This window comes from Vagococcus allomyrinae (genome assembly GCF_017829975.1).
Lineage (GTDB): Bacteria > Bacillota > Bacilli > Lactobacillales > Vagococcaceae > Vagococcus_D > Vagococcus_D allomyrinae.
Genome location: NZ_JAEEGA010000011.1, coordinates 198273 through 215139 on the forward strand (window position 1 = coordinate 198273; position 16867 = coordinate 215139).

A 16867-nucleotide genomic window follows, 5' to 3' on the forward strand; every position below is an offset into this window, starting at 1 on the left:
TTACTTCTCCTCTTTCCCCAAACGTTGATATAATAGAATAAATTCTTTGGCTAACGTTAACATTAAAATCGTGTTCATCAAAGTATCTTGAGCGTGGACCAATAAAACCGATAGCTCATTTTTTTCGCCCTGAGCTTCTTTGACGATCATCGATGTCTGAACCTTATGGGCATCATTCATCACTTTTTCCGATTCAGACACTTTTTTATTTGCCGCTTCAAATTCACCTTCTCTTGCATAATTGATAGCCTGTACGAGATAACCAAAAGCATCTCCAGCTTTTGAAATCAATTCAAAGGAAACCTGCTCTACGTTCATGTTAATTCTCCTCTACTTATAAATTGTGGATGTGACAATGCTGTATATGTCAGCCGCATGATTCGATGATAAAATGCTGTTAATCTTGTCTTCATTGAAGGCTAGTTTGGCGATATTTTCCATGACGCGATGGGTCGTTTGATCCTTAAGGGCAATCGTGATAATCAATTGAACCTCCTCTGGAAAATTGCCAGTTAAATTCGTCCCTTCTTTCAAGGTCGTAATCCACAGACCGGCGTGATTTACCCCATCTTCCATTCCGGCATGAGCAATCATGACTTTAGGCGCAATCACCATGTAAGGACCGTGCTTTCTGATATTACTCATAATTCTTTTTTTATAAGCAGCTTGAGTGGCCTTGATTTTTTCTAAACCGTCAGTGCCAATGGCGATCGCTTCTTCCCACCGCAATCGCTGTGGCATAATGGAAATATTCGCCACTGAAAAGTGAATGTCAGGGATTAATTCCTTGGTCGACAGCCGATTCTTTTTAGTTAGTATTTTAATCAAGTCCAATTCCAACTTACTTAGGTTCGTAATTTCATTGGTATTTTCACGAATAGTTTCCATAATTCGATTAAAGTGACTCAAACCATTGTCCTTACTATTTAACAGTCGCGTATCAAAATACGTCTTAAGACGCTCCAAATCATGGCCGGTTAAATAGTTGTTAATTTTGATTATTTTAGGTGACCTTATATCAGGTATCTCCACGGTGCTAATAATAAAATCGTATTGATCCAAATCCTTGGCTGAAAACTTTTTCAGCGAAGAAGTCTCAATTCGATTAAAGTCAAACACCTTTTTTAATTGAGACTGCAACATTTTCGAGACGGCTAATCCTTCGACACAGACGACTAAGACATTCGGTTTTTTCTTTTGCGCAACGTGCCGATTTTCGATTTCCGAGGCAAAGTAAATCACTAAAAAGGAAATTTCATGATCGCTGATCTCGATGTCATAGGTCTTTGCCAGCCTCCCAACTGCTCCTTTAAGCAACTTAAACAAATCCGGATAATCAGAGACAATTTCTTTATAAATCGGGTTAGTGGTTTTGATTCCCAAGCGATTGCGATCAATCATATTCGAGACATGAGCCGTTAGCTGAGTAAAAAAAGTGGCACTAAAACTGGCCATATCTTGATCAAAATAATCCGCAATTATTTCGGTTAACTCATAGACACTTTGCTTTACATCAAGTTGCGTTTTAGCAGCCCGAACGCTGGAAGAGTCATTGATCATCAACCGTAAAAGGGTTTCTGTTTCGGATAATTCCCCTTTGTTCTTCGTCAAAAACTGACGTAACTCCCAACCTTCAGACTCTTCTTGAATGCGGTAAATCAAGGTCAGCAGCAATGTCGTATAAGCATCTTCAAATTCTTTTCCCAAATACTGCTCAAGCTTTTTAACGGCATAATAACTCTCAGATAAGTACTCCAAGTCAAACAAGTTAAAAATAATCAACTCAGCTTTCTTAGAAAACACCACCTCGTCTGTCTCGATAAAGGTGTACAGTTCCCGCAGATTAATCGATTTCAACAATAAATCAGAAAAAGAGAGGCAACGTTCCAACAATTCTCCTGCGATTTGGTACCCTTTTCGTTTGACATGTTTAAGAACTAAGGAACTTCCCCGGAACTGCTCTTCCAATACTTTCATATTGTTCAAAACCGTTGTTCGAGAAATGAATAATACCTCTTCAAAGTAGGAGACTGGCGTTGTTTCCTGAGCTAATAATAAACTTAGTAAGATGAACTCTTCAATTTCGTCTTTTGAATACTTATAGGTTTTTGGTGTCGTGCGCTGTTTAAACGCTTGAATAAGTTGATATAATTCATCTCGCTTGCCAATCATAATGCCTTTTTTCAAACTGCGATTTAAAGGTTCCAACTGATTTTTTTTAAGAAAAACTTCGATTTTCTCAATATCATACCGAACCATTCTTTCGGTAATTCCATGATGATGGGCGATCTCTTTATAGTTAACATATTGCTCTTGTTCCAATAAATAGTCTAAAATAGCCAGTTCTCTATGACTTAATTTCATTTTACATCCGTCCTTCACTTAAATTCTATCTCGCCTTACCGCCGATATCAAACGGTACTATGACACTTTTTGGCAACCTTTTGCTAGAATCTTTTCGTAATCTTAAGTCCTTGACTCCTAAGAAAAGCAGCAGGCTTTCAGGTCACAGATGGATCGTTGTACGCGTTAACATCAGCTGACTATTTTAGTTTATTTAGTTTGAAGCAAAAATGCAATCAAAGGTTTGATCTCAGGACTACTTGACCTTGACCTGATACCCACAATAATCTAAGACTAGCTCACAAAACATGGCATTGGCCCAAGAAAACCATTCGCGGGTATAACGGGTTGGCTGGTTAGGGTCAAAGGATTCGTGCACTTGACCAGTGCCCCCTGTGGTCTGCGTAAGCAATTGAATCTTGGTCCATTTTTCCGCTGAGGTTTGAGCGGTGATCCCTTCAACTGCAATGGCAATTGGCCAAACATAACCAGCTGGAGTATGAGGACTTCCAATCCCAGCAGCCTCTGTTCCTTGATAGTAATAAGGATTTTCATTGCTTAAAACTATCTGGCGAGTGGCTAAATAACAAGGATCGTCAGTTGGGATTGCTGTCAGCATCGGCAAAGATAACAAACTAGGCATATTGCTGTCATCCATCACCAACTGATTTCCCAAACCATCCACTTCATAAGCGTAATAATTCCCTTTAGGTCCAGCTAATTTGGCATAACGATCGACTCCTTGATCAATCGCCCCTTTTAGTTCCTTGATCTTCTCTTCTAAGGCAACTTGTTTAAGTGGGCAGATCGCCAACATCTCCAACATTCGCGCCAAAATATGACTGGCAAAGAGATTACTGGGAACCAAATAATGATACTGACAGGGATCATCACTTGGGCGAAATCCCGACCAAGTCATTCCTGTATAAGTTGTCAAAGAGCCCTTGCCTTCCCGTGATAAATAGTCGCTTGCTGGTCTCACAAAGGTATAAGCAGAGTTAGTTTCATGGTCTTGTTCCCTGATCCATAAGTCAACAACCTGTTCGACACTGGCGACAAAACTAGCATCAAATAAACTGGTGTCCGCCGTCGTTTGCCAATATTGATAAATTAACTGAAAAGGAAAACAAAGGGAGTCAATCTCGTATTTTTGTTCCCAAACATGGGGGCCTTGAGGAGGTAAATCCTCATCCCATCTTTCCGGTTGGGCTGCCATGGTATAAGCATTGGCATAGGGATCAATGGCCATAAAGGCTAGTTGCCTTCTGATAATGCCTTTCACCAAGTGAGCTAATTTAGGAGATTCCTTTAAAAAAGGCAAGATCGGGCGTAATTGACAGCTGGAGTCTCTTAACCACATAGCCGGAATATCGCCTGTCACCATGTAAACAGAGCCGTCCTCTTGTTGTGAAACAGTTCGGTTAAACGTGTCCAAAAAGGCCGTTTCAAAGAGCTTCAGCACCTCTGGGTCAGCGATTTTTTCCTTGACCTTCTGTACAATCTGTTGCAATTCTTTTTCCATCCGTATTTTTCCTCGTTTATTCCATAGTTTTAAGCAAAATCCAATCTAATGGTTTTAATTTCGTAAGGTTTTAATTTAAAGCTTATGCCATTATCGGCTAAGGTCAGATCTTCGTCTGGCAGCAGTTCTTCCATCAGGTTATTGGTAACAGCCTCTTTTATGGTAAACTCACTCCTTAACGAAATACGATCGGTCATCCCACCGTATTCATGGAGCCGCAAGATGTATCCTTTGCCATCTTCTGCGACTTTTAAGGCATCGATCATCACGTGATCCGTCTCCAAAATAATCAGAGATCCCTCATTTCGTGCTTTTCCCACGCTAAATTCCAACGGATTATTGAGATGCCACGCTTCCTCGACAACTTGCCCTTCAATAAAATCACCTTGATGAGGCAGTAAACTATAAGTAAATTGATGGTTGCCAATATCCTGAGTAGCATCTGGGTATTCCGCGCTTTTGACAAGGGTTAAGCGGATGATATTGTCTTTAATATCATGGCCATACTTGCAATCATTTAACAGCGCCACGCCGTAATTCCGTTCCGACATGTCGACCCACTGATGAGCCACCGTTTCAAATTTTGCAAAATCCCAACTAGTATTCCAATGATTAGGCCGTTTCACATTGCCATATTGAATATCATATCTGGCTTCTGTCGCATGCAGGTCAACCGGAAACGCGACTTTTAACAGTTTACTCGGTTCTTGCCAATCTAAGACCGTTTCAAAATCGATCCGTTTTGACTGTTGATAAAAATGAATCTGTTGATCGACCTTTGAACCACCAAAAGTCCAACTCAGACTCACCGTCGTTCTGATGTCCCCTTCCGTTACGTTGACGGCAACCAAGTCCGTGATTTCATCGTGTTTTTCTTGATAAAAGGAATCGATATTCCAAGCATCAAATTGAATCGGCTTGTCCGTAAAGACTTGTAAAACATTCAGCCGTTCCCCGTCTTTGTTAACAAAACGCTCCTGCTCCTTGTCATACAACGCCTTGATGTTGCCTTGGCTATTAAATGTGACTTGGTAATAATCCGTGTCAAGGACGAGGGCTTCTGGCGAGACCGACTTGGTTTCAAGCCTTTGTTCCTCGTCACTTTTGGCAGTAATCGTAGTATAAGCTAGAGGCGTTAACGTTGCTAAAGCCACTAAATAGGTCGTGTCATTAATCCGTTGGGCGGTTAATTTTTTACCCTCTTGATAGAAAGCTGTCCCTTTCGGAGCCACGGCCTTGACTAATTGTGGGCTACTCCACTGACTGGCATTAAAGACGGTCAACTGCTCCTCTTGACTAAGGGCTAGCTCCGTAAAGAGCTCATCCGCCACTTGAGTCATTTCTTGGCCCAATTGTTCATATTCTAACAGGCTGTCTTCATAAACTTCTTTAATGGATGAACCAGGAATAATATCGTGGAATTGGTTTCTCAATAAGATTTTCCACATATCATTAAACCTGACTTGGGGAATCGTCCGCCCCTTTGTCAACGAGGCTAAAACGTTTAACATTTCATTGGTTCTAAAAGCCAGTTCGAACTGACGATTAAATTTCTTATTTGCCCCTTGGCTAGTATAAGTGCCACGATGAAACTCAAAGTACAATTCGCCATTCCAGACATGCTGATACTCTTGTGTCGCGGCAAACCGTTGTTTCAAATTGGAAAAATAATCACGAATTGAGGTTGATTGGATCGTGGGAAAATTACCGACACTGTCCAAAGCGGATTTCATTTCCAACATTTCCCGATTAGGCCCACCGCCGCCATCGCCATAACCATAGGCAAACAACAAATCTTGGTTAAGACCTTTTTCATGGTAATTATTCCAAGTCCCGACAATGGCTTCAGCTGTCATTTGACTATTATAAGTAAAGCCCGGCTGATCAATATCGTCAGGGGTAGTAATAATATGGGTCAAGATCTCACTGCCATCAATCCCTCGCCAAGTAAAGGTATCTGTTGGTAAGCTATTGTATTCATTCCAACCCAGTTTAGTTGTCATAAAGGTCTCAATGTTCGACAGTTTCAAAATCTGCGGTAGCGCCCATGAATAGCCAAAGACATCTGGCAGCCACAGTGTTTTGGATTGATAAGCAAACTCCTCTTGATAAAAGGCTTGCCCCATTAATAATTGGCGAACGAGGGATTCGCCAGAAGGGATATTACAATCCGCTTCGACCCACATGCCCCCTTCGACTTCCCACTTGCCAGCCTTAACTTGCTCCTTGATTTTTTGGTAAAGATCAGGATAGTCTTGTTTAAGGTAGTCATACAACTGAGGCATCGACTGTAAAAACGTATAGTCGTCATACTCCGTCATCAACTTTAAGACACTTGAAAAGGTGCGAGCAATTTTTTCCCGGGTGTGTTTCAAACGCCAAAGCCAAGCCACATCCACATGAGCATGGCCAAAGGCCGAAATGGTAATCTCATTTGTTTGCCTTAGTTTAGCCACTTCAGCGGTTAAGTAATCTGCCGCTTCATAGATCGACTGTCTTTCTTGCTGGTGATCTCGAGAATTCCACGCTATTTTTAAATAGGTTTGATTTAATAATTGTGTTAGCTTAATCCGCTCATAACGATTATCGTCATAGGTTTGAATGATTTGTAAAATCGCCAACGACTGATAATAAAAAGCGTCGATTTTCTCATCTAAGAAACAAATATCACTTTGTTTCAGTTGGTGCAGCATTTCCTTTTTAGCCGAGTCCCCTGGCAAGCCTGACCACAGACGAAACGCCAGTTCATGGCGCTGATTCTCTTGTTCTTTGGTAAAGATGACTTCTTGATGATTGGTATCAATCCCTTGAAGAACTTGATTGTTAAGAAAGGCGAGACCTTCAAAACCCGCATTATTGCCCCCTTCTGTCACACCAAAATCAAATAGCCCAACGACTCGTTGCCCCTTTTCAGCAACGGGCAACTCAATGGTGGCTTTAAGCCAGAGATATTTATCAAGACCTTGCCAAATTGACTGAATGGGCAGCTCATCGCTAAAATCAACTTCATCAGGATGACGACCATTCTCTCCTAAAGGATCATCGGCACTCAAAAAGCGGGAAATACTAAAAACCCTTTGATAGCGCTTTGTGCCAACCTCATTAATGCGACTGGTTAATTTTTCAATCGTCCAAAAATTTTTTGTGAAATCCATTGCTATCTCCTTTGTCTTGCTAAATTGTGTTACTTAACAAAAAATTCTCGACGGTCATACCGTTATAAACCAGGTATTCCCCATCGAGAAACGGTAGTGTGACAATCAGTTGTCACTGATTCTGCGAGGCCAAAACCAGAAATTCCCGCCAAACACTTTTTTCAATTGTCAGATAGGCCCAAAAGACGAGACCGATGACGATGATCATCCCTTGAGGAACCAGTGAGATGGCAACGCCTCCAGCCACAACACTTAAAATCAACAAAAAAGTTTGGGGTAATTTTATCATGACCAAAAGCAATGACTTACGCAATTGCTCGCCGATTTTCTCCTGGGGATTAAGTATCAGTGAAAAAAGCAGATTTCCCATGGTCACACTGCTTAATCCCATAAAAAAGACGGACAAGACACTGACGGTGATCTTCATGGACTGAGGCAGATTCGTCGCCAAAGAAAGATTTAAACCACCAATCGCCATCACTGCCATCCACAGAAGTTGGCAAGCAAGGCTTTTGAGAAAATAGGTTTTAAAAAAATGACGGAATGCTCCTAAAGGAGAAACCCATTCGGCTGTCAAATGATAGAAATAGGTCGCACCCACCAAAGAAACAATCGTTGGAAATAACGTAACAATTGGTAAACTGCCGATAATCAAGATGGCACTCAAAATAACAACACTCATGATTTGTCCTAAAAAATGATTGAACCACTGTTTCATCAGCAATTCCCCCCTCTCTTTACTCTTTAACGGCCCCTGCTGTTAAGCCTGCCATCATTTGTTTACTAAAGAATGCAAAGACAACTAGTAGTGGTAATGTGGCAAGTAGTGAACCTGTAATAACCAAGGAATAATCCGTATAATAAAGGCCTTGTAATTGAGTTAATGCCAACATCAAGGTGTATTTACTTTCGTCGTTTAGCACGATTAAGGGCCACATATAATCATTCCACGAGCCCATAAAGGAGTAGATTGCCAAAAATGCCATGGCCGGTTTTAAAATAGGCAAGGCGATATTCCAATAAACCCTAAAGGTGCTACAACCGTCCATTCGTGCGGATTCAATGATACTATCAGGAATAGCATCTTCCGCGTACTGCTTGATCCAAAAAATCCCAAAGGCGTTGGCCATCGATGGAATGATCAAGGCTTTATAACTGCCAATCCAGCCAATTTTATCCATCATTAAAAACTGGGGAATAATATTTAATTGACCGGGAATCATCATCGTCCCTAACAGGAAGACAAATAAGAAATTCTTTCCTTTAAACTTGAGCTTCGCAAACGCGAAACCTGCCAATGAATCAAAAAATAAAATGAGAATCATCGTCGTCGTTGCGACAAACATACTGTTACCAAAGGATCTAAAAAAGGTGGTCTGCTCAAACACCGTCTTAATATGGGCGATTAAATTAGGACCAAAAGTTAACTTCGGTGGCACCGCATAGATTGCCGACGTATCTTGAGAAGCCATCACAATCATCCAATAAAAGGGAAAGAGTGAAAAAATGACGCCAATAAAAATGACAATTCTAACGAGCCAGACTGACACTTTATTATTCATTACTTCTCCCCCTTAATTCGATAAGTCGTTAAGTACCAGTTTAATAGTGACAATAACAAGATAATAATGACTAAGCCCCAGGCAATTGCCGCACCATAGCCATAGACATTTTGACCGAAAGCGGTCTGATACAAATAATAGACGATGGTCAAAGCGCCACCCTCTGCCGTTGGATTACTCGGCACTAAAATTTGTGCTTCAGCAAAGACTTGTAAGCCACCGATAGTAGACATCATCACCGTAAATAAGATAATCGGTTTTAACAACGGGATCGTGATTAAGCGGAACAACTGAAAAGTTGTCGCCCCATCAATGATGGCCGCTTCATAATAGTCCTTGGGAATTTTTTGCAAGCCAGTGTAATAAATAATCATATTATAGCCCAAATACTGCCACGTTCCGACAAAGGCTATTACCACCTTTACCCAAAATGGGTCACGAATCCAATTAACTGATTCTCTGCCCATCATTTCAAGGACACTGTTAACCAAACCTGTTTGACTTGAAAATGCTAGACCAAATAAAATAGTAACCGCCACAACTGACGTCACATTCGGCACAAAATACAAGGCTTTCAGCATTTCCTTGTGTTTAATAAACTTCAGGTTGATCGTAAACGCTAATAATAAGGCCATTACCAACATGGGAATGGTACTTAATACCCAAATGACCAAGGTGTTCCAAACAGCTCCCCAAAATTCCGTATCCTGAACTAACCGTTGAAAGTTTTCCATTCCCACAAATTCTCTTTTGCCGATTCCATCCCATTTAGAGAAAGCCAGTATTCCGGAAAATACCACTGGAAACAAGCCAAAGATTAGAAATAAAATATAAAAAGGTGAGACAAATACATAAGGGGTAACTCTCTCCATGAGGCGTTGTCTTTTTGTTCTAGAACTTTCTGGATCCATATCCTTTCCTCTTTTCCATTCTGCTTAATCGTCTGTCATAATTAAGATGGAATTAAATAGCTGACTCACTAATTAATTCCACCTCTTCGTCTTTAAAGTTTTTCAGCCTTTGCCACAGCATCTTCCCAGGCTTTTTCTGGGTCTTTTCCTTGGTATTCCACAAGGGTCATCTGTTCAGTGAAACAGTCATTAGCGGCTTTATTCCGTTTGTCTTTGTAGACATATCCAATATGTTCCGCTGCATCAATAAAATATTGATTGATTTCTTGTCCACCAAAAAATTCATCCTCATTAACCATCACCTCTTCGTCGTAGACTTCTTGATTAGCTGGGAATAAGCTCAGCTCTTTCAAGTTAGCTGTTTGACTGTCTTTATTGGTTAAATATTTAACCACCTCAGCTGCTTCTTTTGGATGGCTAGTGGTGCCGATGACTGCTAAAAATGAACCGCCGTAGTTAGAGGGATTGCCAGGGGCAGTGGTAACTCGCCATTTATCGATCCGTTTGTCATAATCATCTTTCATGTCCGTCACACCCCAAGAAGCAGCAATATGAGCCGTATACATCGCATCAGAAAGGGCGACCATGCTGTCGACTGAATTTCCCGTCACTCCTAAGGTATAACCGCTTTCAACCGCTTCAACGACATAATCCCAGGCTTTTCTGGTTTCGCCATCTCCAAGGGTTAACTCGCCTTCTTCGTTATACTGACTTTTCGTGGCTTTCCGCAACTGAGTTGCCAGCAAATCATCGCCTGCCATCCAAGCCGCTTTACCTGTTTTTTCCTTAATCGCTTTAGCCGCAGCCATATAATCTTCATCTGTTTTAATCTGTTCAGCCACTTTGTCGGGATCCGTTGGCAAGCCAGCTTTTTCAAAGGTCTCAACATGATAGATCAAGGCTGTTGGGCCGATGTCTAACGGCATGGCAATCAACTGAGATTTATCTGCTGTCAAGCCACTTTCCCACTTCCAACTCACATACTCTGAGGCCACATCTTCAGCACCATAATCCAGTAAATTTACAAATTTATCTGCATAAGGTAAAAATTCTTCTATATTATCATTAATTGCCGTAATATCTGGGGCAGATTTTGAATTTAAACTGGTTTTTAGTTTTTTATCAAAATTTTCATCTGCAGGTAGAGTTTTAAAATCCAGTTCATAGTCAGGAAACTTTTCTTTTGCCGCTTTTATGCTCTCCTCACTAATGGCACCTGTATAAAAATTAATTGCTAGTTTTACTTTTCCACCGCTAGCCTCATCCTCACTTTTCCCACAAGCTGCTAATCCTCCTAAAAGCCCGACGCTTAATCCTAGGCCTAGACAAACTTTTAAACTTTTTTTCATATCAAAACTCCCTTTCAATGAATTATCTATAGATTAACAAAATAAGTATCCGCTTCCAACATCCTTAATAACATTTTTTGTCACGTCCCTGTCAAAAAAAACCTATTCTGGCACTCTTTCCAAGTGGCACTCGGCTTTCTCCTTAATCCAACGGCTGATTTGCCCATTGATTTTCTCTCTGGTCAGCAATTGCCAGCGAGCCTCTGTTGGATAATTGGCAAAGGTCAACTGGCCAGCCTCTTGACTTAACCAAGCTTGAACCTCTGTCAAACTGGTCAAAGCAGCCAATTTAGCTAGAGCTCGCTGATCCTGTAAGGCATAGTGAAACACTTTAAGTCGCAGAGAGGGCAAGGGCCCTTCCGCTCCCGGATAAACCAAGAAGGCATCCCCTGAGGGAAAGGCCCCTGCGGCATCCGTCACTTCAAAAGGATTAATCAACTGACGGGAGTACTGGGAGTACCAAAAATTGTAGCCCCAATGCAAGAAACCACTAATGCCATATTGAAAAAGTTGATAGCCGATGATCCGATTGCGAGCCGATGGCATATCAAAAAAACGATTGGATACGGCCATTTTCTGCGCGTTGCAGTAGTATGCCCATAAAGGGGTCGCTTGGTGGGCGATAAACGGTTCCAGATGATCGGTAGCCACTACCGGAATGTCCACTAAACCCTCTTGATAAAAAGCATAGTTTGAAAGAGCATCGATAACAGATGCGCCCCTTAATTGCTTTTTAAGCTGCTCACTGAGCTGGCGATAAGTGGCCAAATGCTCCTTAGCCGGTTCATCTGAAAGATGAAAATAAACAGCCTCTTGCCAGCCATTGTCCTCAACCCATTGCAACAATTCCGGGATTAATTGGGCCAGAAAGTCCTGATACGCTTCCCCCGTCGAAGACGTCTGCCAACCAAACAGCAAACCCGATTCCCCTTGGCGTTTCCCGATTATTTTAGGGGCGGCAGCCGCCCCCCACTGAGTATAAAGATGGGAAAATTCCAAGTATTTAACCCCTGCCTGACGACAAATCGCCGACCACCTGTCCAAAAGCTGAAAATCAAAAGCATAGCGCCCATCCTGATAGGTCACCCCAACCAATTGAACCGTCGGTCGTTCACCGCCAACTGGCATATCCAAGGGCGGCGTAAAAAGAGGGGTTAACACCATGTTTTGACCGTGCTCAACACCGAAAGTAATGTAGGCCTCCACCAACTGCCAGTAACGTTCCTCAAAAACCTCCAACTCATAATAAGCAGCCAAACAATCCGTGTGTAACCACTCGGTGTGAATCAGGGTCTGCTGGGGCAAGCTTGTCGGAATAATCCCCAAAGTAAACGTAGCGCTCATCTCTTCTTCATCACTTACCAAAGTTAAACAAACGTCGACCTCCGCGGACTTTAAGGGCCTTTCTGTAGAAAGCTCGACCCATAGGCTATGCCATTGAAGAGCCGTTCCAGAGACGGTCCCTTGAGTGTCAACTGGTTGTAACAGATCTGGAAAATAACCAGGGACACCTGTTAAAATCTGCTCATCATAAACTTCCTTAATCGGCGTTTTAGCAGGAATTTGCTTGACTTCAAAGACCTTTGCCTCTATTTCTTGAGAAAGTGCTAAATGGTACCGATACTCTTCTTCCCCTTGAAAAGCAAATTGAATGGCATATTTTTCGCCAAGTAAAGCCGTTCCCTCTAGCGTTTCTATCTCACTTGTCGGCCCACTGTAAAAGACTTTTTCAAAAGAACTTAAACACACTAACTTCATCCTCAGTTCTCCTTTCGTTACCCGCCCTTAAGCGATGGTAAATTGACCAGTAAATGGCGTACTATAAACCGTATCTTTGGGTAAAGGGACTGGACCACAGCTGTTACTGCCTAATCCACGAACAGCCAGATCGATTCTGATGCCACGGTTTTCCACCGCTTTTTCCTCAAGATGTCGATAGCGCTGATTTTGCTCTTTAACTAAATCAATCACATTAAGATTAAATTTGCCGACAGAACTTAACAAAAGTTCTTGGCCGTTATCCAAGCTTAGCTTACTCTGACTCACTTCAGAACGATTGCCTGTTTCCTGAGGAATAATATAAGGGAAACGCCATTCTTTAGCAGAGAGACGGTAATGGCCGATCAACGTATGCTGCTGACTATCTGGATAAGACTCCCCTGGCCCCTTACCAAACCATGCAATCTGTGTCACTGGCTCTAATAAGGGCAGTTCCCAACCGATCCTTGGCAGTTCTGCCGGTTTCTCGCCTTCAAACCAGCCACGGACTTGATAACTGATGCCTTGATCGTTAACCCAAATTTCCATGCGAATCTTCACACCCCAAGAAGCGACTGGTGGGCAGATGGATTGATTGACAAAAAGAATGACAGTGCCTCGATCTACGACAAAGTCGAAAGACTCGCTTCTGGTATATAACTCATCCAAATAGTCATCATGCCAACTCTTTTGCACCTCAACATCGTTACTAATCGTCATTCTAGATAAGGAAAAGGCCAATTCAGAGGCCAGTAATTCTCGGTTCCCTTTAACAAAACTAGCCAAATTACCAGTATTTTTATTAAAACTAAGGGTAAAAGCCGAGCCAGATATGGTCAAATCGTGACGGGTCTCCACTACTTCCAGCTCATCCTTAACAGGTTGACTGCTGGAAAAAGCAAACTGGTCTTGGGCAAAGACTGTCTCTTTCGGGAAAATCGCCGTTCCTTGCTCGACGATCAGGGAGACCGTCAAGTAGCCAGTCACTACATTTGGGCAATCGATGGCCATAACCTGACTGTAACCTCCTGGTTCGATAAGCGAAAGGGGCTGTTCTTCAGTCAAAACCACCCCTTGTTGAGTCACTACCTCAATCTTTACTCGCAGATCTTTTAGTGGCTGATGATCATACTTATTCCGGATTAACAACTGTCCTTGATTATAATGAAAGGACACCGGTTGTATCACTTGGCGATATTCCAATAGCCCTGGCGATGGCGTGCCATCAGGTAAAACTAAGCCATCTAAGACAAAGTCACCATCGTGAACACTTTCGTTAAAGCAGCCCCCATACAAATAGTTTTGTTGCTCTTCGTTGTAAATTCCATGATCTTTCCATTCCCAAATAAAGCCACCCTGAAGGCTGTCGTATAAATTAAACAACTCTTGATAATCCTGTAAATTTCCCGGGCCATTGCCCATGGCATGAGCGTACTCACATAAAATATGCGGTTTTTTGGTTATTTTTTGACTGGCTCGTTTTTCCAGCTCAGCCAAAGAGGAGTACATCGTGCTGTACATATCGGTTACTTGACAGTGGCGATCTCCCTCGTAATGCAGTAAGCGCGAGCTATCCAGCTTGCGTATTGCCGCTGCCATAGCCACAAAATTTTCACCAAAATGACTTTCATTCCCTAAAGACCATATGACGATTGACGGATGATTATAATCCCGATGAACCATTCGCAGTCCTCTAGCAATAAATTCCGATTGCCAAAAGGGATCTTTAGCTGGCGTCGTTTCTTCTGGAAAACCATGGGTCTCAATGTCACATTCGTCGATTACCAATAAGCCTAGCTCATCGCAGACATCATAGAAGTAAGGCGTATTAGGGTAGTGAGCCGTTCTAATCGCATTGATGTGATAACGCTTAATTTGGCACAGCTCTGCCCAAATATCGGCTCGTGATAAACAGCGGCCCTTCTTTGGATGAAATTCGTGGCGATTAACACCATTAAACAAAATCGGCAAGCCATTTAAACACATCAGCTGATCGATCATTTGAATCTCCCTTAAGCCAAATCTGATCGGAATAAATAACTCTTGATTTAACTCAATCACTAGACAATATAAGTTAGGGGTTTCTTGATTCCACAATAAAGGATCCACCACTTCAATCGCCGCCTGAGGGCCTAACTTGTACTGTGAGACTCTTTCTCCCTGAAAATAGAGATGACTTTTAAAAGAAGCGGCCGTTTCAACTGACATCGCCACATCGATAAACCAGTTATCACCTTTTGAAAAAGGGGTAATCTTTAAATCATTAATCTCTCCTTCTTCCACTATGCTGACATCTCTCATGATTCCCGACAACCACCACATATCTTGGTCCTCTAAATAACTACCAACCGACCATTTACTCACTCTAACGGCTAATTCATTTTCTCCTTCTTTTAACATCTCAGAAATGTCAAATTCGGTCATTAAACGACTGCCTTGACCTTTGCCAAGATACTGCTGATTGAGCCAAACCTCAAACGTCGATTCAACACCATCAAATCGCAGTATTTGCTGGTCTAGTTGTTTATTATAAGAAAATTTACGATAGTAAAGCCCTGTGGGATTCTCATATGGCACATAAGGCGGATCTACAGGAAAAGGATAATCAATATTGGCATAAATCGGCTGACCATAGCCGGCAAATTCCAGCTGACTTGGCACCTGAATCTTGTCCCATTCAAGTGAGTTGTAGGCCCCTTGAATAAACGCATCCGGGGTATCTTGGGGGCTCTTTAAGAATAAAAACTGCCACTCCCCAGCTAGTGTTGTGTAGTAGTCAGACTGCTCCTCATTATAAGCTAAGGCACTAGCCAAATTTTGATAATAATTAAAACGACTTCTCAACGGCATATTCCGTTCTCTCATGTCAGCGACACTCCTTTTCGACTTAACTTCTACCTCTGATATTGCTTAAGCTCTGTCTCAATGCGATCTTTAGCCACTGAGATTAAGCGATAACCTCGTGGTAAAACACCATAACAATTGTAACCGGAGACATTTCCATAAACACACTTAATCCCCAAAAAAGCGCCTTCAAAGTTATTATCGTGATCATGGCCACAAAAAATATGAGTCACATGCTGATTAAAGACCAACCTCGAAAATAAGCCCGTGTTTAGCTTAGGCGCTGCAATTCGCGGATTTTGTTCCCAAAAATAGCCGTCAACGATCTGCTCAGCGGCCTGTTCATATTCAGGTAAGGGAATATGCATAAACGCAAGATCTCGTGTCACCCCGTATTTCTGACGATACTGACTGAAAGTTTTTTCATACCAATCAATTTGTTCCGCTGATACCCAATCGTAACTGTCAAAGTCCATGGGAGCCATCGCCCCTGTGTCAAAAACATACAGCACATTGGTCAACACTTCTCCCTTAAACAATTCAACCGTAAAAGCCTCACGATCTCGGGGGTCGATAAAAACAAACTGTTTTTCCGCTAAATTTTTGATCCTCAGCTCCATCGCTCTTAATTCCTGGCGCGTGATCCCCTCCTCTGAATCATGATTCCCATACGTAACAACAACCGGAATATCAAACCTATTTAATACCTCGATTAAGGCATAATAAGCTTTCTCTGGCTGTGTCACTCCTTCTGACCAGATTTGATCACCTGTCAAACAAATTAAATCCGGCTGCTCCAAGACCAAGCTTTCTTCAATTTTGCGCAAACTTTTCTGATCCTCCTCATTAAAGGGCGTGGCTCCCAAATGAATATCAGTTAATTGTAAAATTTTGAGACTGTCTGTTCCATAAATCATTCAACATACTCCTCTACTATTTGACCTAATTGTACATACTATAACGTTACCAAAATGGCAAAAGAAAGACAATTCCCCCAGTGACAATTTTTGCCAAGTCCGTTATGTCAAAAGATTATATAGTCAATTTGATCCCCCAAAGACCTACTCGTGTCTAACATACCGATAAAAAAAAGACAACCCTTCTTAGAGGCTGCTGAAAAACGAATAGGTTTCTTTCGTTTTTATCTTTAGAGATAAAATAATAAGGGTCCAATCTCTGATTTTGGGATTGGACCCTTATTTTATTCTCTTTTATTCATTCATCAGGGTCATGATTCTTTTTAAATTCGTTACAAACAACGTCGTGGCTGCCTGAACGGTCATGCCAAATAGACCATCACTTTGACTGGTCGCGTATCCATGCCGGTTTTTTATCTCACTATTTTTCGCTTCAATCATATAGCGATTTTTAGCTAATTCTTTGAATTCTTCTGTATTTTCAAACTCAATTTGTTCTTGATGTA

The 16867-nt window shown here is 41.8% G+C and carries 12 protein-coding genes; all 12 read right to left on the reverse strand.

The window, feature by feature from the left end; genetic code table 11:
* A complete protein-coding gene (locus I6N95_RS16965; protein ID WP_245249601.1) occupies positions 1-318 on the reverse strand; it encodes a PTS lactose/cellobiose transporter subunit IIA in 318 nt (105 codons plus the stop codon).
* Positions 319-330: 12 nt separating this feature from the next.
* Positions 331-2364: a BglG family transcription antiterminator gene (locus I6N95_RS16970; protein ID WP_209530137.1), complete on the reverse strand. Its 2034-nt coding sequence runs from the start codon at positions 2362-2364 to the stop codon at positions 331-333.
* Between the two features lie 235 nt (positions 2365-2599).
* A complete protein-coding gene (locus I6N95_RS16975; protein WP_209530139.1) occupies positions 2600-3865 on the reverse strand; it encodes a glycoside hydrolase family 125 protein in 1266 nt (421 codons plus the stop codon).
* Positions 3866-3894: 29 nt separating this feature from the next.
* Positions 3895-7020, reverse strand: coding sequence for an alpha-mannosidase (locus tag I6N95_RS16980; protein ID WP_209530141.1), 3126 nt, complete (start codon positions 7018-7020; stop codon positions 3895-3897).
* Between the two features lie 112 nt (positions 7021-7132).
* Positions 7133-7738, reverse strand: coding sequence for a YesL family protein (locus I6N95_RS16985; RefSeq protein WP_209530143.1), 606 nt, complete (start codon positions 7736-7738; stop codon positions 7133-7135).
* Positions 7739-7757: 19 nt separating this feature from the next.
* A complete protein-coding gene (locus tag I6N95_RS16990) occupies positions 7758-8582 on the reverse strand; it encodes a carbohydrate ABC transporter permease (protein ID WP_209530145.1) in 825 nt (274 codons plus the stop codon).
* Positions 8582-9493 (reverse strand): carbohydrate ABC transporter permease, encoded by a 912-nt coding sequence (locus I6N95_RS16995; RefSeq protein WP_209530146.1) that lies wholly within the window; start codon positions 9491-9493, stop codon positions 8582-8584. Before I6N95_RS16995 ends, I6N95_RS16990 begins: the two co-directional genes overlap by 1 nt.
* 92 nt (positions 9494-9585) lie before the next feature.
* Positions 9586-10842, reverse strand: coding sequence for an ABC transporter substrate-binding protein (locus tag I6N95_RS17000; RefSeq protein WP_209530148.1), 1257 nt, complete (start codon positions 10840-10842; stop codon positions 9586-9588).
* A gap of 102 nt (positions 10843-10944) precedes the next feature.
* The gene (locus I6N95_RS17005; RefSeq protein WP_209530150.1) at positions 10945-12600 is read right to left on the reverse strand and encodes a DUF4091 domain-containing protein; all 1656 of its coding nucleotides are present in this window, start codon (positions 12598-12600) and stop codon (positions 10945-10947) included.
* A gap of 27 nt (positions 12601-12627) precedes the next feature.
* Positions 12628-15465: a glycoside hydrolase family 2 TIM barrel-domain containing protein gene (locus I6N95_RS17010; RefSeq protein WP_209530152.1), complete on the reverse strand. Its 2838-nt coding sequence runs from the start codon at positions 15463-15465 to the stop codon at positions 12628-12630.
* Between the two features lie 29 nt (positions 15466-15494).
* Positions 15495-16361 (reverse strand): metallophosphoesterase family protein, encoded by an 867-nt coding sequence (locus I6N95_RS17015; RefSeq protein ID WP_209530155.1) that lies wholly within the window; start codon positions 16359-16361, stop codon positions 15495-15497.
* A 294-nt stretch (positions 16362-16655) separates the two neighbouring features.
* Positions 16656-16867 (reverse strand): transposase (locus tag I6N95_RS17020; protein WP_209530157.1); only part of this gene is annotated, 212 nt, incomplete at its 5' end.